This window comes from Pseudarthrobacter sp. J1738 (genome assembly GCF_050490315.1).
Lineage (GTDB): Bacteria > Actinomycetota > Actinomycetes > Actinomycetales > Micrococcaceae > JBNPEO01.
Genome location: NZ_JBNPEO010000013.1, coordinates 31,572 through 55,656 on the forward strand (window position 1 = coordinate 31,572; position 24,085 = coordinate 55,656).

The 24,085-nt window shown below is 59.0% G+C and carries 19 protein-coding genes; 12 read left to right on the plus strand and 7 right to left on the minus strand.

What is annotated here, in order from left to right; translation table 11 throughout:
- Positions 1-59: 59 nt before the first annotated feature.
- Complete coding sequence (gene ptsP, locus ACQR35_RS13250; RefSeq protein WP_430270334.1) at positions 60-1,745, minus strand: phosphoenolpyruvate--protein phosphotransferase; 1,686 nt, start codon at positions 1,743-1,745, stop codon at positions 60-62.
- Positions 1,746-1,859: 114 nt separating this feature from the next.
- Here ptsP and ACQR35_RS13255 point away from each other — a divergent pair, with 114 nt between their 5' ends.
- The 5 genes from ACQR35_RS13255 (at position 1,860) to ACQR35_RS13275 (ending at position 7,717) form a co-directional block, all read left to right on the plus strand.
- Positions 1,860-2,582 carry a TetR family transcriptional regulator gene (locus tag ACQR35_RS13255; protein WP_430270321.1) on the plus strand — a complete coding sequence of 241 codons (723 nt, stop codon included), beginning with the start codon at positions 1,860-1,862 and terminating at the stop codon, positions 2,580-2,582.
- Positions 2,583-2,644: 62 nt separating this feature from the next.
- Complete coding sequence (locus ACQR35_RS13260) at positions 2,645-4,702, plus strand: PTS mannitol transporter subunit IICBA (RefSeq protein ID WP_430270322.1); 2,058 nt, start codon at positions 2,645-2,647, stop codon at positions 4,700-4,702.
- Positions 4,702-5,865 (plus strand): mannitol-1-phosphate 5-dehydrogenase, encoded by a 1,164-nt coding sequence (locus ACQR35_RS13265; protein ID WP_430270323.1) that lies wholly within the window; start codon positions 4,702-4,704, stop codon positions 5,863-5,865. The genes ACQR35_RS13260 and ACQR35_RS13265 overlap by 1 nt, the downstream gene beginning before the upstream one ends.
- A 130-nt stretch (positions 5,866-5,995) precedes the next feature.
- Positions 5,996-6,448 (plus strand): MarR family winged helix-turn-helix transcriptional regulator, encoded by a 453-nt coding sequence (locus ACQR35_RS13270; protein WP_430268662.1) that lies wholly within the window; start codon positions 5,996-5,998, stop codon positions 6,446-6,448.
- 42 nt (positions 6,449-6,490) lie between these two features.
- Complete coding sequence (locus ACQR35_RS13275) at positions 6,491-7,717, plus strand: MFS transporter (protein WP_430268661.1); 1,227 nt, start codon at positions 6,491-6,493, stop codon at positions 7,715-7,717.
- Positions 7,718-7,784: 67 nt separating this feature from the next.
- Here the strand turns inward: ACQR35_RS13275 and ACQR35_RS13280 are convergent, their stop codons facing one another.
- The 3 genes from ACQR35_RS13280 to rraA all read right to left on the minus strand — a co-directional run bounded on the left by ACQR35_RS13280 (position 7,785) and on the right by rraA (position 11,791).
- A complete protein-coding gene (locus ACQR35_RS13280) occupies positions 7,785-9,251 on the minus strand; it encodes a sugar porter family MFS transporter (RefSeq protein WP_430268660.1) in 1,467 nt (488 codons plus the stop codon).
- A gap of 205 nt (positions 9,252-9,456) precedes the next feature.
- Positions 9,457-11,133 (minus strand): MDR family MFS transporter, encoded by a 1,677-nt coding sequence (locus ACQR35_RS13285; protein ID WP_430270324.1) that lies wholly within the window; start codon positions 11,131-11,133, stop codon positions 9,457-9,459.
- Positions 11,134-11,302: 169 nt separating this feature from the next.
- Positions 11,303-11,791, minus strand: coding sequence for a ribonuclease E activity regulator RraA (rraA, locus tag ACQR35_RS13290; protein ID WP_430268658.1), 489 nt, complete (start codon positions 11,789-11,791; stop codon positions 11,303-11,305).
- A 167-nt stretch (positions 11,792-11,958) separates the two neighbouring features.
- On the opposite strand from rraA, the gene ACQR35_RS13295 reads away from it, so the two are divergent.
- Genes ACQR35_RS13295 through ACQR35_RS13305 form a run of 3 tightly spaced genes read left to right on the plus strand, consistent with a single transcriptional unit; the run spans position 11,959 to position 14,742 of the window.
- Positions 11,959-13,227 carry an MFS transporter gene (locus tag ACQR35_RS13295; protein WP_430270325.1) on the plus strand — a complete coding sequence of 423 codons (1,269 nt, stop codon included), beginning with the start codon at positions 11,959-11,961 and terminating at the stop codon, positions 13,225-13,227.
- A 24-nt stretch (positions 13,228-13,251) separates the two neighbouring features.
- Positions 13,252-13,752, plus strand: a complete 501-nt coding sequence (locus ACQR35_RS13300; RefSeq protein WP_430270326.1) for a DUF456 domain-containing protein — start codon at positions 13,252-13,254, stop codon at positions 13,750-13,752.
- A gap of 42 nt (positions 13,753-13,794) precedes the next feature.
- Positions 13,795-14,742 (plus strand): hypothetical protein, encoded by a 948-nt coding sequence (locus ACQR35_RS13305; protein WP_430270327.1) that lies wholly within the window; start codon positions 13,795-13,797, stop codon positions 14,740-14,742.
- A 259-nt stretch (positions 14,743-15,001) separates the two neighbouring features.
- Here ACQR35_RS13305 and ACQR35_RS13310 read toward each other — a convergent pair whose 3' ends face one another.
- A complete protein-coding gene (locus ACQR35_RS13310; RefSeq protein WP_430268654.1) occupies positions 15,002-15,379 on the minus strand; it encodes an RNA-binding S4 domain-containing protein in 378 nt (125 codons plus the stop codon).
- The gene (locus ACQR35_RS13315) at positions 15,376-16,068 is read right to left on the minus strand and encodes a hypothetical protein (RefSeq protein ID WP_430270328.1); all 693 of its coding nucleotides are present in this window, start codon (positions 16,066-16,068) and stop codon (positions 15,376-15,378) included. Before ACQR35_RS13315 ends, ACQR35_RS13310 begins: the two co-directional genes overlap by 4 nt.
- 256 nt (positions 16,069-16,324) lie before the next feature.
- On the opposite strand from ACQR35_RS13315, the gene ACQR35_RS13320 reads away from it, so the two are divergent.
- The 3 genes from ACQR35_RS13320 to ACQR35_RS13330 are packed head-to-tail and all read left to right on the plus strand — an operon-like array spanning position 16,325 to position 22,117.
- Positions 16,325-17,809: a DUF3375 family protein gene (locus ACQR35_RS13320; protein ID WP_430268652.1), complete on the plus strand. Its 1,485-nt coding sequence runs from the start codon at positions 16,325-16,327 to the stop codon at positions 17,807-17,809.
- Complete coding sequence (locus ACQR35_RS13325; RefSeq protein ID WP_430268651.1) at positions 17,802-18,683, plus strand: DUF4194 domain-containing protein; 882 nt, start codon at positions 17,802-17,804, stop codon at positions 18,681-18,683. Before ACQR35_RS13320 ends, ACQR35_RS13325 begins: the two co-directional genes overlap by 8 nt.
- Positions 18,680-22,117, plus strand: coding sequence for an ATP-binding protein (locus ACQR35_RS13330; protein WP_430270329.1), 3,438 nt, complete (start codon positions 18,680-18,682; stop codon positions 22,115-22,117). Before ACQR35_RS13325 ends, ACQR35_RS13330 begins: the two co-directional genes overlap by 4 nt.
- A gap of 9 nt (positions 22,118-22,126) precedes the next feature.
- Here the strand turns inward: ACQR35_RS13330 and ACQR35_RS13335 are convergent, their stop codons facing one another.
- Positions 22,127-22,621 (minus strand): FBP domain-containing protein, encoded by a 495-nt coding sequence (locus ACQR35_RS13335; protein WP_430268649.1) that lies wholly within the window; start codon positions 22,619-22,621, stop codon positions 22,127-22,129.
- A gap of 379 nt (positions 22,622-23,000) precedes the next feature.
- On the opposite strand from ACQR35_RS13335, the gene ACQR35_RS13340 reads away from it, so the two are divergent.
- Positions 23,001-24,077, plus strand: a complete 1,077-nt coding sequence (locus ACQR35_RS13340) for an iron-siderophore ABC transporter substrate-binding protein (RefSeq protein WP_430270330.1) — start codon at positions 23,001-23,003, stop codon at positions 24,075-24,077.
- Positions 24,078-24,085 lie beyond the last annotated feature (8 nt).

Here is a 24,085-nt window from a genome sequence, read left to right on the forward strand (position 1 = left end):
TTCTCCTTGAAATCAGCTTTTGCATTCAGCTTATGTGTTGCTTGACGGGGCTATAAAACCTAGAGTCCCAGTTCGGCAAGTACCGGCAGTTTAGCGCGGACTGCTTCACGAGCCTCAGTGGCTGTCCGCGCCTGCAAAGCCAGTTGAGCCAATTCTTGCGCCTGGGCCAACGTCACGGTTTTTAGTACGGCACCCACGGACGCCAATGCTCGGGCCGTCATGGACAGGGTGTTAACACCCAGCCCGGTGAGTACGACGGCGAGGGCTGGGTCAGCGGCAGCCTCACCACAGACTCCAACAGTTTTGCCGTTGCCTTCTTCTGTGGCGCCATCAACCGTCAGTTTGACCAACCGTAGAACGGCCGGTTGCCAAGGTGTGTTGAGCTCGGCTAGTGGGGCCAGCTGGCGGTCTGCTGCCATGGCGTACTGGGTGAGGTCATTGGTGCCCAGGGAAGCGAAATTGACCTCGCTGAGAACACTCGCTGAGGTGAGAGCAGCTGAGGGAACCTCAACCATCACGCCTGGGGTTTTGATGCCAGCAGTGGCACACATGGAGGCAAAGTGCGCGGCCTCAGCAGCTGTTGAGATCATCGGTGCCATGACCCACACGTCTGCTTCTGAGTCCTGTGCGGCAATAGCAATCGCCTGCAGCTGACGGTCTAGAACACCAGGGCTGGTGAAGTCCGTGCGGTAACCGCGGACACCAAGTGCCGGATTGGGCTCGGTGGCGTCCGTGAGGAACGGCAACGGCTTATCGGCGCCAGCGTCAAGGGTACGCAAAACAACTTTTTTGCCCGGGAAAGCATCAAAGACGGCCTTGTAGGCTGCAGCTTGCTCTTCAACGGTGGGCTCAGAATCGCGTTCCAAAAAGCAGAATTCGGTGCGGAACAGTCCCACACCTTGGGCACCCATAGCCGCGGCGGCCACGGCGTCCTTGGCTCCACCCACATTGGCGAGCAGCGGGACCAAGTGGCCGTCCGCCGTCGTTCCGTTTGAATCGAATTCGCTCAGCGTGGCCGCAGTGGTTGTCCACGCTTGAGCGGCGGCGCGGTTTTCGTCGCTGGGCTGGTCATTGAGCGTTCCCGCGGCGCCGTCAACATAAACCTCGGTGCCGTCTGCGAGGGCTTCAACACCGTGTGCTGCCACAACAGCGGGCAGACCTAGGGAGCGGGCGATGATGGCGGTGTGGGACTGCGGGCCGCCGCCAGAAGTCACCAGCGCTAGGACAAGCGCCGGGTCCAAGGTTGCCGTGTCCGCCGGGGCCAGATCCTCGGCGAGCAAAATAAACGGGGTATCTGAAGCGGGAATGCCAGGCGCGGGAACTCCCCGAAGTTCAGCCACAATGCGGGCGCGAACGTCCAACACGTCGGTAGCTCGCTCGGCCATGTAGCCGCCTAGGTTGTGGAGCATCTCGGAGACGGACGCGGCGGCTTCCCACACGGCGCGTTCAGGCGAAGTTCCGTTGTTGATGAGCTTGGCCGCACCCTTGATGAGCATGGTGTCTTTGGCCATCAAGGCGGTGGCTTCGAGGACTGCCTTACCGTCTCCGGTAGCTTTCTCGGAGCGATCCCTGAGCCGGTCATGAACGTTTTGCGCTGCCGCCTTGAGAGCCGCAGTGGCTTCTTCCGGTGTTGTTCCGGCGGATAGTTGTTCGCCGACGGGAGGTTCGCTGACGGGTTTGGGCATCTGACGAATGGCTGCCACGATGCGTCCCGGACTGACGCCTACGCCTTGGAAGTTCAACACTGAATCCTCTGTTCCTGCTCGGTGCTTGTGGTGCTGCTCGGTACGGAAACGGCTCTGGTTCATCGCTTGTGAGCTACTTCATATAGCAATGCTATAGGTGATAGGGTAGCGCTTATGAGTTTGGATGACCAGCTTCCGCCGAAGATTCGGCTGCTTCGTGCAGCGGCCGAATTGCTGGCAAATTCGGAAGGTTCATCCATTTCTACGCGCCAAATCACCAAACTTGCAGGCGTAACTGCACCCACGCTGTACCACCACTTCGGGGACAAAGAAGGCCTTTTTGACGCAGTTGTTACGGCCGGCTTTGAAGAATATGTTGCGGGCGAGCGGGACTTTGAACCCTCCGGCGAACCCCTTGTGGACGTCCGCCGGATGTGGGACAACCACGTTCAATTCGGGCTCACGCAGCCACACCTCTACTTGGTGATGTTTGGAAATATTCGTCCTGAAAGCCGCCCCTCGATCGTCTCAGACGCGGAATCGCTCCTCGAAGAGATGCTCAGCAAAGCGGCAATCGCCGGACTAATCAACGTGCCTCCACGCGAGGCGGCTCGAAGCATGCTGGCGGCCAATGTTGGGACAACCCTGATGTTGATCGCCGAGCCGGCGGAGGAGCGAAACCTGGAACTCTCAACGATGACCCGGGATTCGATGATCTTCGCCATCTCCACGGAGAAAGCCCGTGACGCCGTAGCAGAGGATCCCGGGAAGTCCCCCGTGGTGGTTGCGGCAATAGCACTAAACGCGGCCCTGCAGGCTTCGCGTTCGGATCAATTGTCTAGTTCGGAGCTAAAACTCTTCTTAGAGTGGCTGCACCGAATTTCCGGCAGTTCTTAGGACTGCAACGTTATTTATCAACCTGATTCCGCAGAGTTGCGGGACGGACGTGAGGAAGACTGATGGCTACACAAGCCGTGGATAAGCCCCGGACCAGCCTGCGGGTTGGCGTACAGAAATTTGGGACGTTCCTCTCCGGAATGATCATGCCCAACATTGGTGCGTTCATAGCCTGGGGACTAATTACAGCCCTGTTTATTGAGAAGGGCTGGATTCCGGTACCTGCCCTTGGTGGATTCGGAGAAAACTCTGCCGGCGTGGCCAACATTGGTCTCGTTGGCCCGATGATCACCTACTTGTTGCCACTCCTTATTGCTTACACCGGCGGCAAGATGGTCTACGACGTCCGCGGTGGTGTGGTGGGCGCCATTGGCACCATGGGCGTGATTGTGGGCGCTGGTATCCCGATGTTCATCGGTGCCATGATTATGGGCCCGCTTGGCGGCTGGACCATGAAGCAGCTTGACCGCTTGTGGGATGGCAAAATCCGCCCCGGCTTCGAGATGCTGATCAACAACTTCTCAGCCGGCATCTGGGGCGCCGTTCTGGCCATGCTCGGGTTCTTTGGTGTTGCACCGGTGGTCTCCGGATTCAGTGCCGGTGCGGGCCAGGTGGTGCAGTTCTTGGTCAACAATGGCCTCTTGCCACTGACCAGCATTTTCATCGAGCCCGCCAAGGTGCTCTTCCTCAACAACGCCATCAACCACGGCGTACTGACCCCGCTGGGTGTCCAGCAGTCCTTGGATCAGGGCAAATCGATCCTCTTCCTCCTCGAAGCCAACCCTGGCCCGGGCTTGGGAATCCTGCTGGCGTTTAGCTTCTTTGGCCGCGGAGCTGCCAAGGCTTCCGCTCCTGGCGCTGCGATCATCCACTTCCTCGGTGGTATTCACGAGATCTACTTCCCCTACGTATTGATGCGTCCGCTCCTGATCCTGGCCACCATTGCTGGCGGTATGACGGGCATTGCAACCCTTGCTATTACTCACTCGGGCCTTGTGGCTCCGGCAGCACCCGGCTCGATCATTGCGGTCCTGGCGCAGACCTCACGCGATAGTTACTTTGGCGTGATCCTCTCGGTACTCCTCGCTACTGCCGTTTCTTTCTTGGTGGCTTCGGTCATTCTTCGTACCTCTAAGGACAAGGGCGAGGACGACTTGGGTGCCGCTACGTCCAAGATGGAAGCCATGAAGGGCAAAAAGAGTTCGGTTGCTTCCACTCTCAACGGTGGCGCAACTGGTGCAGGTGTTGGAACGGCTGTTTTGGCTGGTCCTATCAAGAACATAGTTTTTGCGTGCGACGCCGGTATGGGCTCGAGCGCCATGGGCGCCTCGGTACTGCGCAACAAGATCAAGGCGGCCGGCTTGACCGACGTCAAGGTCACCAATGCGGCGATCGCCAACCTGACTGACACGTACGACGTTGTGGTCACTCACCAGGACCTCACCGAACGCGCTAGGCCCCGGACCGAGAGCGCACAGCACTTCTCGGTGGATAACTTTATGGGCAGCCCGCGCTACGACGAGATTGTTGATTTGGTGCGCAGCTCCCAGACTGCTCCCGCCGATACGGCTACAACAGCACCAGCTGCGGCGGTTACTGCGGTAGGTGGCGGTGCCGCTGTGGCTAGCGCCGACGTCGCACCTTCTGCCGGGGCAGTATCTGAGGAAGCGGCTCAAAGTGCCGCGTCCAAGGACATCCTCCGGTCCTCCAGTGTGATCCTTAATGGCGCTGCGCGTGACCGTGATGGCGCCATTGACGAGGCCGGAAAGCTCTTGCTGGACCGTGGTGCTGTGGATGTGGGCTACGTTCAGGCCATGCATGAGCGCGAAGAATCCGTCTCCACTTACATGGGCAGTTTCCTCGCAATTCCGCACGGCACCAACGACGCCAAGGATCACATCCTGCACTCGGCCGTGTCCTTCATCCGTTACCCGGAGGGCATCGACTGGAACGGCAAGGAAGTGAAGTTTGTGGTGGGTGTTGCCGGTGTCAACAACGAGCACCTGCACATCCTCTCCTCCATCGCCAAGATCTTCACTAACAAGGCGCAGGTGGCTCAGCTTGAATCAGCCACCAGCGTTGAAGAGATCTTGGACCTCTTTGAAAAGGTGAATTCATAGTGAAAGCAGTTCATTTTGGTGCTGGAAACATCGGACGCGGTTTTGTGGGGCTCTTGCTCCACGAAGCCGGGTACGAGGTGGTGTTCGCTGATGTTGCAGACGCGCTGATTAGCCAACTTGCCGCAGCTGATTCCTACACGGTTCACGAAGTGGGGGAGAACCCGGCAGACAAAACTGTCACGGGCTTTCGTGCGCTGAACTCTGGCAGCCAAGAGGCCGCCGTTGTGGAAGAAATTGCGACGGCGGATGTGGTCACCACAGCTGTGGGGCCGCACATCCTCAAGTTCGTGGCACCTGTCATCGCCCGCGGCCTGGCAGCCCGGCCCGCCGGACTTGCGCCGCTGCACGTGATGGCTTGTGAGAACGCCATTAACGCAACGGACATCCTCCGCGACGCCATTGTGGCTAACTGGGATGACGCAGCCGGTTCTTTGGATTCGGTGGCAGTCTTTGCCAATACCGCTGTGGACCGGATTGTTCCCAACCAGGCCGCAGGGCAGGGGATGGACGTGACGGTGGAAACCTTTTACGAGTGGGTTATTGACGCCACCCCGTTTAAGGGCGCTCCGCCGGTCATTCCGGGAGCCACTTTTGTGGACGCGCTGGGCCCGTACATCGAGCGCAAACTCTTTACGGTGAACACCGGGCACGCCTCGGCCGCCTACTTTGGTTATGCAGCTGGGATCGAGAAAATATCCGATGCCATGGCAGATCCGACTGTTGGTGCCAAGGTGCGGGCAGTGCTTGAGGAAACTAAGGCATTGTTGGTGGCAAAACATGGTTTTGATGAGGCGGCACAAGAGGCCTACGTTCAAAAGATTCTTGGCCGTTTCACCAACCCGTACTTGCCGGACACTGTGAACCGTGTGGGCCGTGCGCCGATGCGTAAACTCAGCCGCAACGAACGGTTTATCTCCCCGGCGGCTGAACTAGCCGAACGTGGGACCACGCCGTCGGCCTTGCTTGAGGCGATGGGTGCGGCACTGCGCTTTGACGATCCAGCTGACGCTGAAGCCGTTGAGCTTGGTGGAATCTTGGCTTCGAGCTCAGCGGCGGAAGCTGCCGAGAAGATCACGGGGCTGGAGGCGGATCACCCGCTTTTTGGTGCAGTGGTTGAACTCATTGACGCTGCAATCAAGGAACGGGACGCGGCAAAAGCCTAAGGCCCTGAGCTAAACACCGTTTCTAACGAACCCCCTCTCACCTTTGAATAGAAGGCTGAGAGGGGGTTCCGTGTTAACCAGATCCAGCAATACTTGTTGTTAGGTGCCCTAACTGTTAGGATACCTAACTATGAACGTTGAACAGAAGCACAGCCCCGAGCTGCTCGCCCTTAGCGCGGAATTTCGGGAAGCCCTCAGGCATAGTGTGTTTTTCGCCCGGCGTTTTGACTCCGACGGGGAACTCAGCGTCGCACAACTGAGCATGCTCAACATGGTAGCCAGCGGCCCCGTCCGCGTGGGCGAAATTGCACGCAACCTCGGAGTTAAAGTTCCCAGTGCCACCGAGCAAATCATCCGGCTCGAAAAAGCCGGCCTCGTCCTACGCCAACCCGATCCCGAGGACTCCCGGGCCGTGCGCGTAGCGCTCACTGAGGCCGGCAAACAGACAGCAGCTAGCTCCAACGAACGCCGCAACCACTCCATGGCCGGCGTCTTAGCGGCCCTCACCGCCCAAGACCGGGAAGCGCTCAGCAAAGCACTGCCGGTGATCTCGAAAATCAATAACAACATCCACCAGGACTGAACCGCCTCAGCCCTGGCCATCCAAGCACTAGGAGAATCCTCGATGGAAGGCCAGCTCGCAGAAACCCTGCAGGCAAGCGAAGAAACGCTCGAAGCTGAAAAAGCCTCGTTTCTCAAACAACCCAAGGCCGTGTGGGCCACCGCGCTCGCAGCCGTCTTTGCATTTATGGGCATCGGATTGGTTGACCCCATCCTGCCCGCAATCGCCAAAAACCTGCAGGCCAGCCCCAGCCAGGTTTCCTTGCTCTTCACCAGCTACTTTGCCGTCACGGCAGTCGCCATGCTGATCAGCGGTTTTGTCTCCTCCCGGATCGGCGGCAAAAAAACACTGCTCACTGGCCTAGCCATCATTGTGGTGTTCGCATCCCTCTCTGGAACTTCCGGAAGCGTTGGTGAACTCGTTGGATTCCGTGCCGGTTGGGGCCTAGGAAACGCCCTGTTTGTGGCCACGGCGCTCGCCGTGATTGTTGGTGTGGCAAGCGGCGGCGCAGCTACCGCCATCATCCTTTATGAGGCCGCACTTGGCTTAGGAATCTCGCTCGGTCCACTCCTTGGAGCACTGTTGGGCGGCTGGCAGTGGCGCGCACCATTCTTTGGGACTGCAGTACTGATGGCCGCTGCGTTTATCGCCCTCCTCGTGATGCTCCCCAAAACGGCGCTGCCAGCTAAAAAGGTTCGCTTGCGTGATCCCCTCCTTGCACTGGGGCACAAGGGACTGCGGACCACTGCGGCGTCCGGGCTCTTCTACAACTACGGCTTCTTCACCATTTTGGCTTTCACCCCCTTCATCCTGGGTATGGACGCCTACGGCATTGGAGCTGTGTTTTTTGGCTGGGGAGTCGCCCTGGCGGTGTTTTCCGTGTTCGCAGCTCCGGTCCTCCAGCGTCGATTCGGCTCAGTGACGGTGCTGGCCTTTACGCTGGGACTGCTGATGCTGGACCTAGTGGGACTGGGACTGGCCGCTGGGCACTCGGTGACCGCCGTCGTCGTACTGGTGATTGTGGCTGGCGCACTGCTGGGTATCAACAACACCATCTACACCGAGCTTGCCATGGGCGTTTCTGACTCCCCGCGCCCGGTAGCCTCAGCCGGCTACAACTTTGTTCGGTGGGCAGGTGGTGCCCTGGCTCCGTTCTTCGCCGCAAAATTGGGCGAAAACTTTGGCGCTCAAGTTCCGTTCTTTGTTGCTGCCCTCACCCTGGCCATCTCAGCCTTGGTAGTTATTGGCGGACGCCGTTACCTGAAAGAACACGAACCAGAAGCCGTGTAAATCAGCTTCAAACAAGGTGTGGCACCTACCTCAACGAGGTAGGTGCCACACGTTCTTAATGAGCCGTTCAGACCTTCGCGGAACCCTTCTTTACAAACAACGTCTCGGCTTGCTCAAGAGACATACCGTTGGTCTCCGGCACCTTGAACATCACAAAGAAGAAGGACGCGGCAGCGAACAACGCGTACATTCCGTACGTCAGCGGGAGAGAACCTGCCGCCATCACGGGGAAGCTGAGCGTAATGGCAAAGTTAGCCACCCACTGGGCTGCGGCGGCTAAGCCCAAAGCGCGTGCACGGATCTTGGACGGGAAAATTTCGCCCAACAACACCCACACCAACGGGCCCCACGAAGCGCCGAAACTCACCACAAAAACGTTCGCGGCAACCAACGCTACTGGCCCCCACGCACCCGGCAAAGTAATGTCCGGGGACGTGCCCACGGCTGAGGAAAAAGCTATCGCCATGGTTGCCAAGGAAACTGCCATACCAATCGAACCGGTCAGCAAAATCGGGCGGCGGCCAACCCGGTCCACCAAGGCGATCGCCACGAGGGTCACCAAAATGTTCACAATTGCCGTGACCACGGAGATGGTGAGCGAATCCTTTTCTTGGAAGCCAACTGCCTTCCACAACGTGGTGGAGTAGTAGAAAATCACGTTGATGCCCACAAATTGCTGGAGGACTGAGAGGATGATGCCGATCCACACCACAGGCTGCAAACCCCATGCGGAACCGCGCAGAGCACCCTTCTTCTCCGAAAGTTTGTCCTCGGAAATGGCCGCTTTGATTTCGCGGATGTGGCGGTCCGTATCCTCGTTAGGAGCAATGGATTCAAAGACCTCACGGGCCTTGTCTTCCTTCCCCTGGAAAACCAGGAAACGCGGAGATTCAGGCAGCGTAAAGGCGATCCAGCCGTAAACCACCGCGGGAACCGCGCCAGCAATGAACATCCAACGCCACGCTTCAATGCCGAACCAGAGCGGATTGTGAGCACCACCAGCAGAGGTGGCAAAAAGTGCATCGGAGAGCAGCGCTGCGAAAATACCGGTGGTGATGGCCAACTGCTGCAGGGAGGCCAAACGGCCGCGCACCTGGCGCGGGGAAATCTCGGAAATATACGCGGGGGCAATCACCGAAGCCAAGCCAATACCCAAGCCACCCACCAAGCGCCAGATAATCAGATCCCACACACCGAAGGCAAAACCAGCACCGAGGGCGCTGATCAAAAATAGTGCTGCGCCAAGCTTCATCGCAGGAATTCGGCCGTACTTGTCAGCGATTCGACCGGCCAAGTACGCACCCACGGCGCAACCTAAGAGAGCCACAGCCACAGCGAACCCGGTGACGGCCTCGGAGAGCGCGAACTGATCCTTGATGGCGTCAACCGCGCCATTAACCACGGAAGAATCGAAACCGAAGAGGAATCCTCCCACGGCTCCTGCTACTGCAAGCCAAATGACCCTCGGTGGGATCTTAGTGTTGGCCTGCGGGGCATCGCTACCCGGGCCTTGGTGCTGTTTTTCCGTGGACATCTTTGCTCCTACTCGGATTATTAAGGGCGTCGAGTTGGCATCCTTGGCTTCCCGGCACATTTCCATCCAGTCTTGCACCGGGACCGGTGCGGTGCCAGTTAAACAGGGAACGCGCCGTCGTTCTGGGCCCTAAATGTGCTTAAGGCGACATTACGACGGCGCGTTCCCGGCTTGGTTGCTTGGCTCCGCTTATGCGGGGGCTCTTCTAGTGGACAGGCAGGGCGTCCGCGTCTGCTGGTGCGGCTCCGCTACTCGGATCAGTGAGTTTGCGGTTGGGCAAAGCGAAGCTGATCAAGAACGCAATGCCGGTGAGAATTGCTGCGGTGAGCATCACGCCGTCGATCGCTTGGGCGAAGCCATCCGTGATGGGCTGGGTCAGCTGCGCGTTAGCGCCATGCAGCCAACTTGTGTCGTTGAGCGAATCGTTGGAAGCGCCCTTTTTGACGAACTCAAAGAGCTTGGCATTGGCCGGGTCAGAGGCGATCGCCGGATCCTTGAGGAGCTTGAGGTAATCCGGATTGGCCATGGCATTTTTGAGGCCGCTGGCAACTTTGTCTGCCGCGAGGCTAAAGAGCATTGAGATGAACACTGCGGTGCCCACTGCGCCACCCATAGAACGGAAGAACGCGGCGGTGGAGGTTCCAACGCCCATGTCCTTGGCCGGTACGGATACCTGCATAGCCAAGGTCAGCGGCTGCATGCAGAAGCCCAGTCCAACACCAAAGAATACGGCGATGAGGCCGGGGACCCACAGCTCCGTGTCCCAGTGCAGCGAGAAGCTCATCACAAGCGCCGCGGCCGTGAGAATGGCCGTTCCAACGATCGGGAAAACGCGGTACGTGCCGGAGGCGGAGATGGTCCGGCCTGCCGTGATCGAGCCAAACAGGATACCCACGGTGAAAGTGATCATCATCAGGCCAGCTTCTGTGGGGGTGAGCCCCTTAACCAGCTGGAGATACATTGGCAGCATGGCGATGGCACCGAACATACCCACACCGATGATGAAGTTCAGTAGTGAGGACAAGCCAAAGGTGATGTTGCTGAAGAGTCGCAGGGGGATCAGCGCATAGTCACCGGCACGACGTTCGGCGAATAGGAACGCGATGATACCGATGACTCCGAGGCCGTAGCAGAGCCACGAGTTCCCTGAAGTCCAACCCCATGAGCGGCCCTGTTCGGCGACGAGGAGCAAGGGGACGATCGCCAAGGTGATGGCCGCGGCGCCCCAGTAGTCGATCTTTTGTTTGACGTGCCGTGTGGGCAAGTGCAAGAACATAAACACAACAGTCAGCGCTGCGAGACCGATGGGGAGGTTCACAAAAAACACCCAGCGCCAGCCGTCAAAGCCAAGAATGTTCGAGCTTCCGGCGAAGGCGCCACCGATCACGGGGCCCAGTACGGAGGAGATGCCAAAGACGGACATAAAGTAGCCCTGGAATTTGGCGCGGTCCTTCAGAGCAACGATGTCGCCGATGATGGTCAGGGCCAAGGCCATCAGACCACCTGCACCGAGGCCTTGGATGCCGCGGGCGATAGCGAGTTCCGTCATCGAGTGCACAGAACCCGCGTAGAGGGAGCCGGCCAAGAAGATGATGATGGCGATCAGGTAGAGCGGGCGGCGTCCGAAGATGTCGCTGAGCTTGCCGTACAACGGGGTGCTGACCGTGGAGGTAATGAGGTACGCCGTGGTGGCCCATGCCTGCAATGAAAGGCCGTCAAGGTCGTTGGCGATGGTGTAAATCGAGGTCGAGACGATGGTCTGGTCCAAGGAGGACAAGAACATTCCGAGCATCAGGCCGATCATGACCAGTACGGTTTGCCGCTGGCTCAGAGTCTCGCCGGCCGCGACGGTGCCGCGGCGTTTGGGCAGGGTGGTAGACATGGAATTTCTCCAGGAAGTGGGGGCTAAGCATTGATAGTTGCTTTCAGTAACTATCTTATCTCGGACTTTGTTCCCGGAGTGTTAAATATTTTCGCCGAGTGGGTAGATAACGTCCCTTTGAAGGGCCTCAAAGCGACGTTATCTACCCACTCGGCGAAAGGGGAGGAAGTTAGAGGTCGGTGAGGATGCCGTCGGGGTCGCAGAAGATCATGGCTCCGGGACGGAAGGTCACGCCGTCGATCTCTATCTCGACATCAGCCTCGCCAGCGCCGGTTTTGCTGCTCTTACGCGGATTGCTGCCCAGCGCCTTAACGCCCAGTGGCAACTCGCCAATCGCTTCACGGTCACGGACCGCACCGTTAATAACGACGCCGGCCCACCCGTTCTCCACGGCGCTCGCCGCGATCATGTCCCCCATCAAAGCCGTGCGTAGCGAACCGCCGCCGTCCACCACCAGTACGGCTCCGCGCCCGGGGCTAGCCAAAACGGACTTCACTAAGGCGTTGTCCTCGAAGCAGCGAACCGTGCGAACGGGCCCGCTGAAATGAGAATGGCCGCCGATGGACTGGAACTGCAAGGCAACAGAGTCCAGTTCGTCACCGCGCTCGTCAAAGAGGTCGGCTGTGTTGATGCGGTTCTCTGCGGTGGTCTCGCTCATGGGTCTCCTTTGATCCGAACTTCTGGCTGGCTGTGCGCCTGGAGCCAGAATAGCTGTTTGCGAGCATGCGGTTGCCTCACGGCTCCGCATGACAAGCCATCCACGGCGGTGAAAGGTATGCTGTGCCCCAGACCAGCCAGTAGCGCCGCAAAGGAACAGTGGACCCCATGATGCAGCCCAACCTGCCCAGCGCAGGCGCCGCTTTCGAAGAGCCTCAGATCAGGGTACGCCCGGCGTGGATCACTGGCGTGATCCTAGTCAATCTTGGAATTAATGCAGCGTTCTATGGGCCGCTTCAGGTCCTCATGGGCCTTCAGGCTGAGCATTTTGACCCCGGCCAGAAGGAAGCCATCCTCGCCCTGGTCACCGGTTGTGGTGCAGCGGTTTCACTGGTGGCAAACCCCATTTTTGGTGCCTTTTCTGACCGCACTACATCCCGGTTTGGCAGGCGAGTCCCGTGGGTTGTGCTCGGTGCTGTTCTTGGAGCTGCCGCGTTGTTTGCGCTCGCCGGAGCTCCCAATGTTGCAGTGATGACCATCCTGTGGTGCCTGGTCCAAGCCGGGTGCAACGCAATGTATGCGGCCATCACCGCCGCCATCCCGGATCGCGTCCCCGTGCCGCAACGAGGCAAAGTCGGCGGTCTTGCGGCGATGGGTCAGACGGTAGGTATCCTGCTCGGCGCGGTGATTGCCGCCGTCGTTAGTGGAAACATCGCTATGGGTTACATTTTCTGTGCCATTGCGCTGCTCGCCGGCGTGGTTCTTTACCTCTTTAAGAGCGACGACGCCGCTCTAGATCCCGCTGCTCTGGAACCGCAGGATTGGGGTGCTTTTTTTGCGGGATTTGTGCGGCCATTCCGCCACGCGGATTTCACCTGGGCGTGGATTACCCGGCTCCTGGTAAACGTCGGTAACCACATGATCACCCTATACTTGCTGTTTTTCCTCAAGGACGGGGTCAAAGTCCAGGATCACACAGGCCTCACCCCGGAATTTGGGGTGCTGGTTCTGACCGGCCTGTACGCGGTGTTTGTGATCATCACTAGCGTGCTTGCCGGGCCGATCAGTGACAGGCTTGGCCGCCGGAAGCCTTTGGTAATCGCGTCGTCGGCCATTATTGCTTTGGCCTCGTTGATCTTGGCGTTTGCACCAACCTGGATTGGCGCGATTATTGGTGCGAGCGTTTTGGGGATCGGATTCGGTGCGTACTTGGCGGTGGATTTTGCCCTGATCACCCAGATCCTCCCGGACGCTTCAGCTCGGGGAAAGGACCTAGGCGTTATCAACATTGCCAACTCCTTGCCGCAGGTTATTGCCCCGGCACTCGCATGGCCCTTTGTGACTTTCTGGGGTGGGTACGTTTCCCTGTACATTGCCGCCGCAGTGATTGGGCTGTTGGGCGCCGTGTTTGTGGTCAAAATCAAGGGCGTCCGGTAGCGCCGGCCAGATTAGACTGACGAAATGGACGCTTATCTCATCACCACCATCCTGTGCGGCGCGGCCATTCTGGTTGGAGTGGCGGGGGTAATTATCCCCGTGTTGCCGGGAAGCATTCTGATCGGTTTGAGCTTGCTGGCTTGGGCACTCTTCGCCGGGGCAGGAACCCTGGGTTGGGTGATTTTTGGGATCGGACTGTTTTTTGTGATTGCCGGAATGACTGCAAGCGCGGTGCTCACAGGGCGGAAACTCAAACAACACTCAGTGCCCAGCCGTTCGATAGTCGCTGGGCTTGTCGCCGGAATTATTGGCATGTTTGTGATCCCTGTGGTGGGCCTCTTTGTGGGGTTCGCGGCGGGGTTGTTGTTGAGTGAGCTTGCCAGAACACGCGACTTTGCAGTGGCCTGGCGCTCCAGCTGGGCGGCGCTGAAGGCCACCGGCGTAGGCATGTTGGTGGAGTTTGCGTGCGCTTCCCTCGCGGCCAGCACTTGGGTGGTTGGTGTGTGGATTCACGCACTGAACTGAAGTGTTTGCTCAGCCCGGCCGCGTCCCAGATAGCATCGTGAGATGAGTTCAGATCAGAGCCGGGAAGCCTCGGCATTCCACGATCCCCGCGATCTGACCCCTTTCCGTGGAGTCCAGATCCATGTCCCCTTACTGAGTGTGCCGGGCGCCTTGGGCGAGCGGATTGCCAACGCTTCACGCCGCTACCGGATCCGTCCGCTATCGCCCGGAGTTGCACCGCGCCTGAAACCGCTAACGCCCCGGCCGGTGAAACATATCCATGCCGCAATCTTCTCCGGCGCCGAGCCCGAACGGCTTATCACTTTGGCGCGCACCTACCCCGGCTGGGCGGGCCTTTGCTACGTGATGGCAGGCCTGCAGGCCTACCAAATGCGGCAATTTCCGCAGGCAGCGGAGCTATTGCGCCGGGGCATTAATACGGTGAACGACGACGACGCGGGCCGTTACATCGCAGAGAACCTGATGCAGCTGCTCACCCAGGTTGAATTAGGCGATGGCGTGAGTGTGCGGGTCTTGTTCTCCGAAGAAGCCGTGATGCTTGCCTTGGCGCACAGCTTGGACGAAATTGGTGAACCCGAAGCGGCGCTAGAGGTGCTTGAACCTCTGCCCGCATCCTTAGCGAAGGTTCTCGCCATAAGCCAAATCGCTGCGAGCCTAGAACGGCATGATTTAGTGATTGGCCTCAGCGACGGTCTACGCAATGTGGACGATCTTGCTGCGGCCATCTTGTTGTTACGGGCACGTTCCCTGCGCGCAGTGGGTCGTTTGAAGGACACTGAAGCCGCAATTGCCGAGATCCTTCGCCGCAAGCGCACCTCTTTGTTGCTTCGGAACGCTGCCATGACGGAGCGGGCCCTACTGGTGCTGGACGCTGGCTGGAAGGCGTTGCCCCGCCGTCGTCCCCGTCCCATTGACCGAAAACTGCGGCCTGGCGGTAAAGCTGAGCAGCAAGAGTGGATGCGCGCGTACCGGAACAAATCCGGCAAGTGAAGCCCCGGCTGGTGCGGCGCGAAAGAATAATTAACAAAACGCTAGCGGGGTTCATTGCAGGACGCTAAAGTTTTACACAGGTTGTCACATGGTTGAATCAAATGTCATGCACGGTGAAGTGTGGGGCATTAGTTCCGGTGTAGAGACCAGAGCCACTGTGGTGTGGGGGTGCGAACGGCCACCAGAACTACAGATCCGAAAAACGACGGCGGTCACCCCTTGGGAGTGGAGGTGACCGCCGTCGTTTGTCTAAGAACTCTTAGTCCCTTCGCAGAGCTCGTTCCATGTCGCGGCGGTCCTTCTTTGTGGGCCTGCCTGTGCCGCGATCGCGCTGGGGGATACCCAGAGACGGTATAGCCGGACGTGCCGGAGTGTGATCTGTGAAGCAATGCGAAGCCGCCTCAGCACCTACGCGTTTGGAAATAAGCTGACGGACCTCCAAAATGCGTTCGAATCCAGACTGACGAATTCGCACAGTGTCCCCAACAATCACAATTTGTGAGGCTTTGACAGGGTTGTTGTTAATACGCACGTGCCCGGCACGGCATGCTGTGGTTGCTGCCGATCGGGTTTTATAGGCACGGACTCCCCACAACCAAGCATCAATTCGGACCGCCGCTGACTGGCTAGCACTCACGGCTTCGAGTCCTGTTCTGCGGCTGGCGTGACGTATCCGGCCACTGCACGGCGTGCGATCCCTGGCTTGTTGGCCCGGTTAGGCAGGTTAGGCAAAGAATCGGCAATGGAAACGCGGGAGCCGGTCTCCAAAGCTGAGATATTTTTAGCCGCTGCGGTACCGGTTCCCTTAACAATCTTTTGGATTGCATCGGTGGGCTCGGGGCCCAGCTTGGCGCGCGGATTCTCAACTCGGGCCAAGCGGGGAATTACACCTGAATCTACAGCTTTGGCCAGTGCACGAGCGTCAGCTTCCCACACGGCTTTGGACCAACGCGGGTTGAGCTGGGGTTTTTCAGATGCCGACTTTGGAGCTCTGGGTTCTTTTGGCTCTTTGGGCTTTCGAGCCGGCAGCTTGAGGGCTTTGGGAAGACTAATGGCCGGCATATGCAACCGGGGAGGCTCTTCCTCAACCCAGAGAGTGGACGGTGCGGCTTCGCCAGCGTCCGGCGCCTCGGCGGGCTCGGTGAAAGATTCGTCACGGTGCATTCTGCGACGTTTCCCGAGCGTAGCCACGCTGTAAAGTCCGCGCCCCAGCCCTACCACCACCATGGCCAAGAATCCGAACAAAGCGATGCCAAGTAAGAGAAGGAGAGCGACGCCGAGAGTCCCAAAAAAGGTCAGATTGAGTATCGCCGTTACGTCCGTCACGCGATGCCTCCTGTCCGCCATTGCCAGTCCAATATCTCCATCCACCCTAGCGAATGAGCCATGGAAGAATGTCAGCCACGGCGTTCGAGTGGGAAACCGTGGCTGAGCCGTTATTACCTTGTCAATTGCTGGGAGAACTCGGCGGCCACAGAACTGGTTTGTGGCACTGCGTTAACCTTGGTTGAGACGAAATTGTGGTGCGGATACGTATCCGGCCGCGCCGAGGCACAATAGCGAGGCACAACAGGAGGGCCGGATGAGCGAGTCAGTACGCCCGCGTCCAGTTTTTGCCTCCGCGCAATCTTCGTCCGAAGCTATTGGTGCCCGGCTGCGCGAGCTTGAAGTTCTTACAAAGGGCCCAGCCTGGGCATTGACCCGTTCGGCGCCCTGGGTGATCGCCGTGCTTCAAGCTTCATTTACTCGCACCCGGCCGCAACTGCCCCTGGAGCAATTTCACGCAGACGTTGACGCGTTTTTGGAACAGCTTCGCCGCGATGACCCCAGCCTAGGCGGCTCGGCTACCGGCAAAACCTTCGCTGATGAGTGGACTCGCAAACGCTTCCTGACCCGCCGGAACCATTCCGGGCAGATTGTTTACGAGGCAACCGAATCGGCGGCGCGTGTGTTGGCATTTTTGGACAGCCTCTCCTCCGAGCGCTCCACCCTCAACGGTTCCCGCTTGGGCACGCTCCTAGGCGACGTTGAAAAGCTCGCGAACGAGACCAACCCCGATCAAAGCGCGCGTCTAGAAGCACTCGAGGAAGAAATTCTTGAGCGCCGCCAACTGATCGACGACATCACCTCCGGCGAGTTCGACGGCCTCCTCGATGAGGACGAGGCAGTTGAGGCTGCCGGAAACATTCTGGACCTAGCCGCAAGTCTGCCCGCCGACTTCAAAAAAATGCGTGACCGGATCGAAAAGCTCGTTGGGGATTTGCGCAACCAAATCATCGAAGAATCATTGAGCAAGGGCGCCACCATGGCCCAAGTCCTTGAGGCAGACAAACGGCTGCGGCAAAGCCCCGAAGGCCGCACCTTCCGCTCCTTCGCAGCCTTCCTCGAGGACCCCAACCAGCAACTGCGATTCCGCTCAGCCATTGGCGAAGTCCTCAGCCGAGAATTTGCCGATGACCTCAGTATTGAAGACCGCGAGACTCTCAAAAACCTTGTGGCAGAACTGCGTCACCAACACCGGCAAATCCAGCGGATCTACGGCAAACTTTCCGAGAGCCTGAACACCTATGTGCAGAGCGAGGACTTCCGGCAGTCCGTGCGCTTGCGTGAAGTGTTGCGTGAAGCCGAGCGTGCCATCCGTTCGGTGCCCTACGAGCGCGAGAGCCCAGCTTTTACCCGCGCACCTGAGCTTTTTACCCCCGACTTTGAGTCCTTGGCCATGGTTAAACTCTTTGATCCGGACGACTTTGTTCCGCCGCCACGCCTCGCTGAGCCGATTTCGTTTAGCGAGGGGGACCGCACCCGCTCGCCGAGAACCGCCAAGGCAAAGGACGACGTCGTCCGTTCAGTTTTGGCGGGGGCGCAGACACTTGGTGGCGCGTGGGCCGAACTTCCTGCGGGGGAGCGCCACATCAACACGATTCGTGCCCTGTTGTCCGCGGCACTGCACTCCGGGGCTGGCTTTGATAGGAGTCAATGGGAGCGCATTGAATTTGAACAGATTGACGGCAGCACGCGTGAAGCATATTTGCCCCTGGTATCCCTGAGTGAGGACGTTGATGACTGAGGAAAACGCACCATCCCCCAGTGGGCACACCCAGCGGGATCCGTTTGCGGTGCGGCCACGGGACACGTTTGTGGACGGGGCTGCCCTGTTCCCGGCGGACACGGGTGTTCTGCCAATGAAGGTGCGCCAAGCTCTGGTCCGTCTACTCAAAGGCCCGTACATTGACGGTGGCCGGGACGAGAAGCTGTGGACCACGCTCTTGGACAACCAGATCATCTTGCGTAGCCGCCTCTCGGAGCTGTTCTTGACCCTGCAGTTAGACCATGAGCGCAAGATTGCAGTGCTGCGCCCGGTTGATCCGGAACTCATTGGTGGCAGCAGTCGGTCAAGTATTCTGCGCCAACAACGTGCCCTTAGCCGAGTGGAAACCATTGTGCTTTTGCGCCTTCGTCTCCTGTTGGACCGGCATGTTCAGGCCCAGACGGAACCCACCATCACGCTCGAGGAAATTGCTGAGATCGTGGCGCACTTCCAACCTGCCGGCCAACAAGACGCACTCCGCGATCACGATGCTGTGAACCGCGCCATCACCAAATTGCAAGCCCGTCAGCTACTGCTTCCCACGGCGATCGACGGCGTCTACGCCATCAGCAACGCGCTCCCGCTGGCCCTGCCTTTCGAGAACATCGGCGACATCCCCGCACAAATCCAATCCCTGGCCAACGCCACCGCCGACCCCACCGGCACCGAACCGCTCCTGGACCTCGACGGGGAAGGGGCCAGCGACGACGACTCTGACGACGGCGAAGCGGAACCGAGAAGCGGAACCGGGGACATGCGACAGCCTGCGTCTAAGCGAGAAACGAGCGAGCATGCAGAGCATGTGGCCGGTACCGCAGTAACCGAAGACGCGACAGCAGAGGACGAGTCATGAGCATCGCCACCATGTTGCCCCTCGGCGACCTGACGAATCCCGGCCAGATGCGTTTGGCTCTGGTTCAGGTGGTCAACTGGGGCACGTTCCACGGTGCCCACACCATGCACGTGGACCGCAACGGAACCCTGCTGACCGGCAACTCCGGTGTGGGTAAGTCCACGCTTTTTGACGCTATGCTCCGCGTTTTTGATGCCCGTCCCCGCTCAAACGAGGCGGCAGCGCAACGCTCCGGCGGCGTGGTTGAAGACAAGCGCACCACATTCACGTACATGCGTGGCAAGGTGGGCGACCGTGCTGTGGGGGAGGGCTCGGCGAGTGCTTATCAGCGGCCGGGGGCCACATGGTCTGCGATCGGGCTGAGTTTCGACAACGCCGCGGGAACGAGTGTGACCATCTCGGCACTCTTTGACCTACCCAAAAACGGTACTGAATCCGCCGTCGGACGTTTTTATCTGATTGATAACCACCCGCTGGATCTGGACGCGATCGAATCCATCGCCGAGAAGCGCTTTACCCGCTCTGCATTGGAGCAGATTTTCCCCAACGCGCAGGTTTTTGACGTCCACAAAACCTTCGCGGAGCGCTTCCGGCGCCTCTTGGGTATCAGCTCAGATCAAGCTTTGCCTTTGCTGCGGGTGATCCAGGCCGGAAAGGGCTTGGGTGGAAGCGTTAATACCTTTTTCCGCGATCAGGTGCTGGACGCCCCGGCCACACTGACAGCTGCCGATGACGTGGTGGAAGAGTTCAGCAACTTGATGTCCATCCGGCAACGGCTTGAGGACGTACGTCAGCAGCGCGATCAGTTGGCTCCGGTGCCTGAGCTGAACGTTGAATACGCCAAACTTTTGCTGGATGCTCACCGGCTCCGTGAACTTTCAGACACCGAATTTGATGCTTATAAGCAGTCTCTTGCGGTGAAAGTCCACGAAGGTACCCTCGCAAAGTTCAAGGACCTGGCTGCAGCCAAGGCCAAGGAGTTGAGCGCGGAGCGTCAGCGCCGCGACGCCCTCGCCAAGGAGTTGCGCGAACAGGAATCGGACTACAACAACCGGGGCGGTAACGCGATCTCGGCAATTGAAGCATCGGTAGAAAATGCTCGCGTTGGTCTGCGCCTTCGCGAGCAAGTGGAGCAGTCCGCACAGCAATCCTTGCGCGACGCTGGCCTTGAGCTGGAGTGGAACGCCGAAGCTTGGGCACAGGCTCACCGCGAGGCTGCGGAGACGGCTGCCCAGCTTGAAGGCAACTCGGAGTCGTTGCGCGAGCTGCGTTTTGAGGCCTTCGATTCGCACGCCACCAAAAAGCGTGAACTCGCTGAGGCGCAACAAGAACTTGCCACCCTCCGTGGGGCCAAATCACTGCTCCCCACGGCCAGCCTGCAAAACCGTGCAGCACTAGCCGAAGCCCTAGACATTGACGCCAATGACTTGCCCTTTGGCGGTGAGCTGATGGACTTGGCGCCTGGGGAGGAGAAATGGCGCCCCGCCGCGGAGCGGGCCTTGCGTTCGCTCGCCACCACCTTGCTGGTGCCCGGTGACAAGTTTGACGCCGTTACCACCTTCCTGAACAACCACACCATTCGTGGGGCTCTCCGCGCGGTTGACACCTCAAAGCCACTCGCCGGCGCTGCCTTGGCATTGGAGGACGTCCGCGAGAATGATCTGCTGGCGAAGCTGGACATTGTTGAAGGCGGCGTGCACCCGGAGGAGGCCGGAAGGTGGCTGCGGGAACGTATTGCTGTGGACTTCGCCTACCCCTGCGTGGAGGACCCTAAAGAACTAGCGCAGCTGGACAAGGGACTTTCCCTAGGAGGTGTGGTCAAACGCAACCGCCACACTGTAGAGAAAGACGACCGTTTCGCCTCCCGCCAGGACTACGTTCTGGGCTTTGATAACAGCATTAAGGTGCAACTACTTGAAGAACGGGTCAAGGAACTTGAAACCGAGCTCGCCGCTGCAGCAACACTGGCCCAAAGCCGCGAAGATTCGCATCAAGGTATGGCCCGTCAGCTCGATGCGCTCAAAAAGATCGCGCAAGACTCCCGGCCCTGGGAACAAGTTTCCACAGAGGCTGCCCAAAGCGAACTCGCCAGGATTCAACAACGGCTCACGGACGCTCTGGCTGCCCAAGAAAACCTTGAACCATTGCGGACGGCCATCGAACAATTCCGCACCAAGCACCAGGCCAGCACCGAGGCTGCGGCAGTTCTGCAGAGCGAGTACAAAACGCTGGACCACCAGCTCAGCGCAACCGATTCCCTCCTGGAAGCTGCACGTCAGCGCCTGAACCAAGCTCCGCCGTCGGAAGTTACGGTTGCCGCCTTGGAACCGTACTTCACCGACTTCGGCGACGTCACCGAGATTCACGAACTGGATAACTTGGCTAACAAGGTCAAAACCCGGCTGCTCAACGAACTTTACGAAGTGCAAGCGCGCGCCCAAGCCACGGCTGACTCGCTGACCCGCATTTTTGAGTCTTTTGTCCGCGAGTGGGGCAGTGGAATCTCGGCGGACTACGGTACCTCGATTGGGGCGGCAGCGGATTTTGAGGCCCGCTACCACTCGATTGTTCGGGATGGGCTGCCAGCGCAAGAGGCCGAGTTCCGCGAATTCTTTAATCAGCGCACTCACGAGTCTTTCAGCACCCTGTTGCACCTTCTAGATGAGGAACGACGCAGTATCAGCAGCCGCATTTTGCCGCTCAACGGCATCCTCTCCGAAGTGAATTTCCATGAGGGAAGCCATCTTGAGCTGGACATTAAACCAACCCTGCCGGTAGCTGCACGGCAGTTTAAAGAAGCCATCACCAATGCGCTGAAGCCTCGCCATGCGCGGGCCGCTAGTACTGAAAATGCGGAGCCTGAAGAAGCGGAACTAACTGCGCGGTACAAGTCCCTTGAGGCGATTGTTAAGCGTCTGGGTTCTGCTGCCCCCGAGGACCGGCGCTGGCGGGCCGAAGTGCTAGATGTCCGCGGGCACTTGTTTATTCAGTGCAAAGAACACCGTAGTGTCACCGGCCCGGATGGTGGTGTGCGAGATGAAGTCTACGTTCACGCTGACACCGGCTCCATGTCAGGTGGTGAGCGTCAACGGTTCACGGCTTTTATTATGGCCGCGGCTCTGAGCTACCAATTGGGCATTGCCGATCAAGGATTCACTAGCTACGGCACTGTGATGATGGATGAGGCGTTTGTGTTGGCCTCGGAGGAATTCGCCGGCGCCGGTATCAAGGCCCTGCACGAGTTTGGGTTCCAGCTGTTGCTAGCCGCCCCGGAGAACGTGATCGATTTGTCCCGCCATTTGGGTTCGGTGACGGAGATTTTGCGGGATAAGCGCACCAACCGTTCAGGCGTCTTGACCTTGCCTGCTGGCGGCCGTGCCGCACCGGGTCAGCCTCAAAGTGAGGCCAACCCGGTGGACATTGTGCTGCGCTAGCGGTCCAAGTTACCGGTTTTGGACGCGTTCCAAAAACAGTTCGGTGCGTTGGATCAGCGCAGCGGTTCTTTCCAGTACCACAGCGTCCGGGTCCGGATTGATCGCGCTCACGGCCGGTGGTTTGCGGACGTTTGAGCTGCACTGGAAGTCGGCGCAAATGAGTGTGCCGATCGTATTACCGTTGCGCCCGGATTGACCTGCACGCTTGGCTACCCAGAGAAGGACTTCTTCCTTGGAGGCAACGTCGCGGCAGAGTTCGCACAGCACGCGCCGGTTTTTCTTGGCTCCACCTTCGGGGGCACGGAGCATAATTCCGTGTAGGCCTTTGGGGCTTGGCAGGATCAAGTACCCTCGCAGGGGCATTTTTGGATCGCGCCAGCCCAGGAAGTCCATGTTTTCCCAGTCGAGGGTTTCCAGATTCTTGGGCAGGTTGAGTTTGCTCGCTTCTGAGCGGCTCGCGTTGAGCAGGGATGAGCGTATTTGGGGTGCCGTTAGTGGCTGCATAACAATGGACCTTTGACAGAAGAAAATGCACTGTTGCCGGAGGCTTTTAGTGCGATGGAACGGTGTTTCAGCCGTTCGCCGGGCAGGCCGCAATGGCCGCCCCGCTTCCTGCGGAGGCCAAGAGCTGCGCCTTGCGCGTCATGCTCGCCTCGTTTCTTCCGTCTTATCCAAAGCCTGTTTGTTGATGGTCCTGTTGAAGTCAGGCCACCCTCTATGGTGTCAAAGATCTTCTTCAAGTGTCTACCTCTGCAGGCATTCTCACCCGGGTGACACTCCTCTCACCCGCCCCAAATGCATTACGCAAGTAAAACATTGCGTAATTTATGGGAACATAGCGTAGCCTTACCTAAGTTCCCATCGATCACTCTCAAGGAGTCCCGTGGCTTCCCGCATTTCAGAGCCTTCTCGCAGGTCAGTCCTCAAATCCGCTGGCGGAGCAACCGCAGCCCTTGCCGCCGTCGTCCTTTCTCTGAGCGCCTGCTCAACCGGACCCGCAGCCTCAGCCACTGCCGGAACAACCGAAAAATCAGCTGCCTTCCCGGTGACCATCAAGCACGCTTTTGGCGAGACCACCATCAAAGCTCAGCCCACACGCGTCGCCACGGTGTCCTGGGTTAATGACGACATCGCCATAGCGCTCGGTGTGATCCCCGTGGGTATGCCCAAAAACGAGTGGGGCAACAATGCCAAGGGCTCCACCCCGTGGAAGGACGCTGCCCTCGAAAAAGCCGGCGCGGCCCTTGGCACTGACAAGGCGCCCGTTCAGTACTCCGAAGCGGACGGCATCAACTTCACCGAGATTGCCAAGCTCACCCCGGACGTTATCCTCGCCGCCTACTCGGGCCTGAGCAAAGAGGACTACACCAAGCTCAGCCAGATCGCCCCCGTAGTTGCTTACCCGGAGATCGCCTACGGCACCCCGTGGCAAGACGCTACGGCCATGATCGGCAAGGCCCTTGGTAAGGACGCTGAAGCCACCCAACTGGTCAAAGAAACCGAAGCACTTGTGGCTGAAAAGGCCGCCAAGTACCCCCAGATCAAGGACAAAACCTTCATCTACGGCAACCTCGAGCCAGCCAAGGGCGACGGCGTCAACGTCTACAGCGCTAATGACAACCGCCCGCGCTTCCTCAGTTCAATCGGAATGACGCTCGCCCCCGTGGTGGCTCAGAAATCCAAGGGTTCCAAGGAGTTCTTTTTCCCCTGGTCCGCTGAAAAAGCCAATGAGCTCGACTCAGACGTCTTTGTGACCTGGGTTCCGGACACCACCACTGCTGAGGCCATCACAAAAGATCCCCTTTTGAGCCAGATCCCGGCCGTAGCCAGCGGCGCGCTCGTTGCAGACACGTCCAACACGCTCACCTTGGCAATCTCTGCCTCCTCACCTCTGAGCCTGCCGTGGGCCCTGGATACTTTCTTGCCGCAGTTGGGCAAGGCAGCCGACGCAGTAAAGTAGATTCGCCA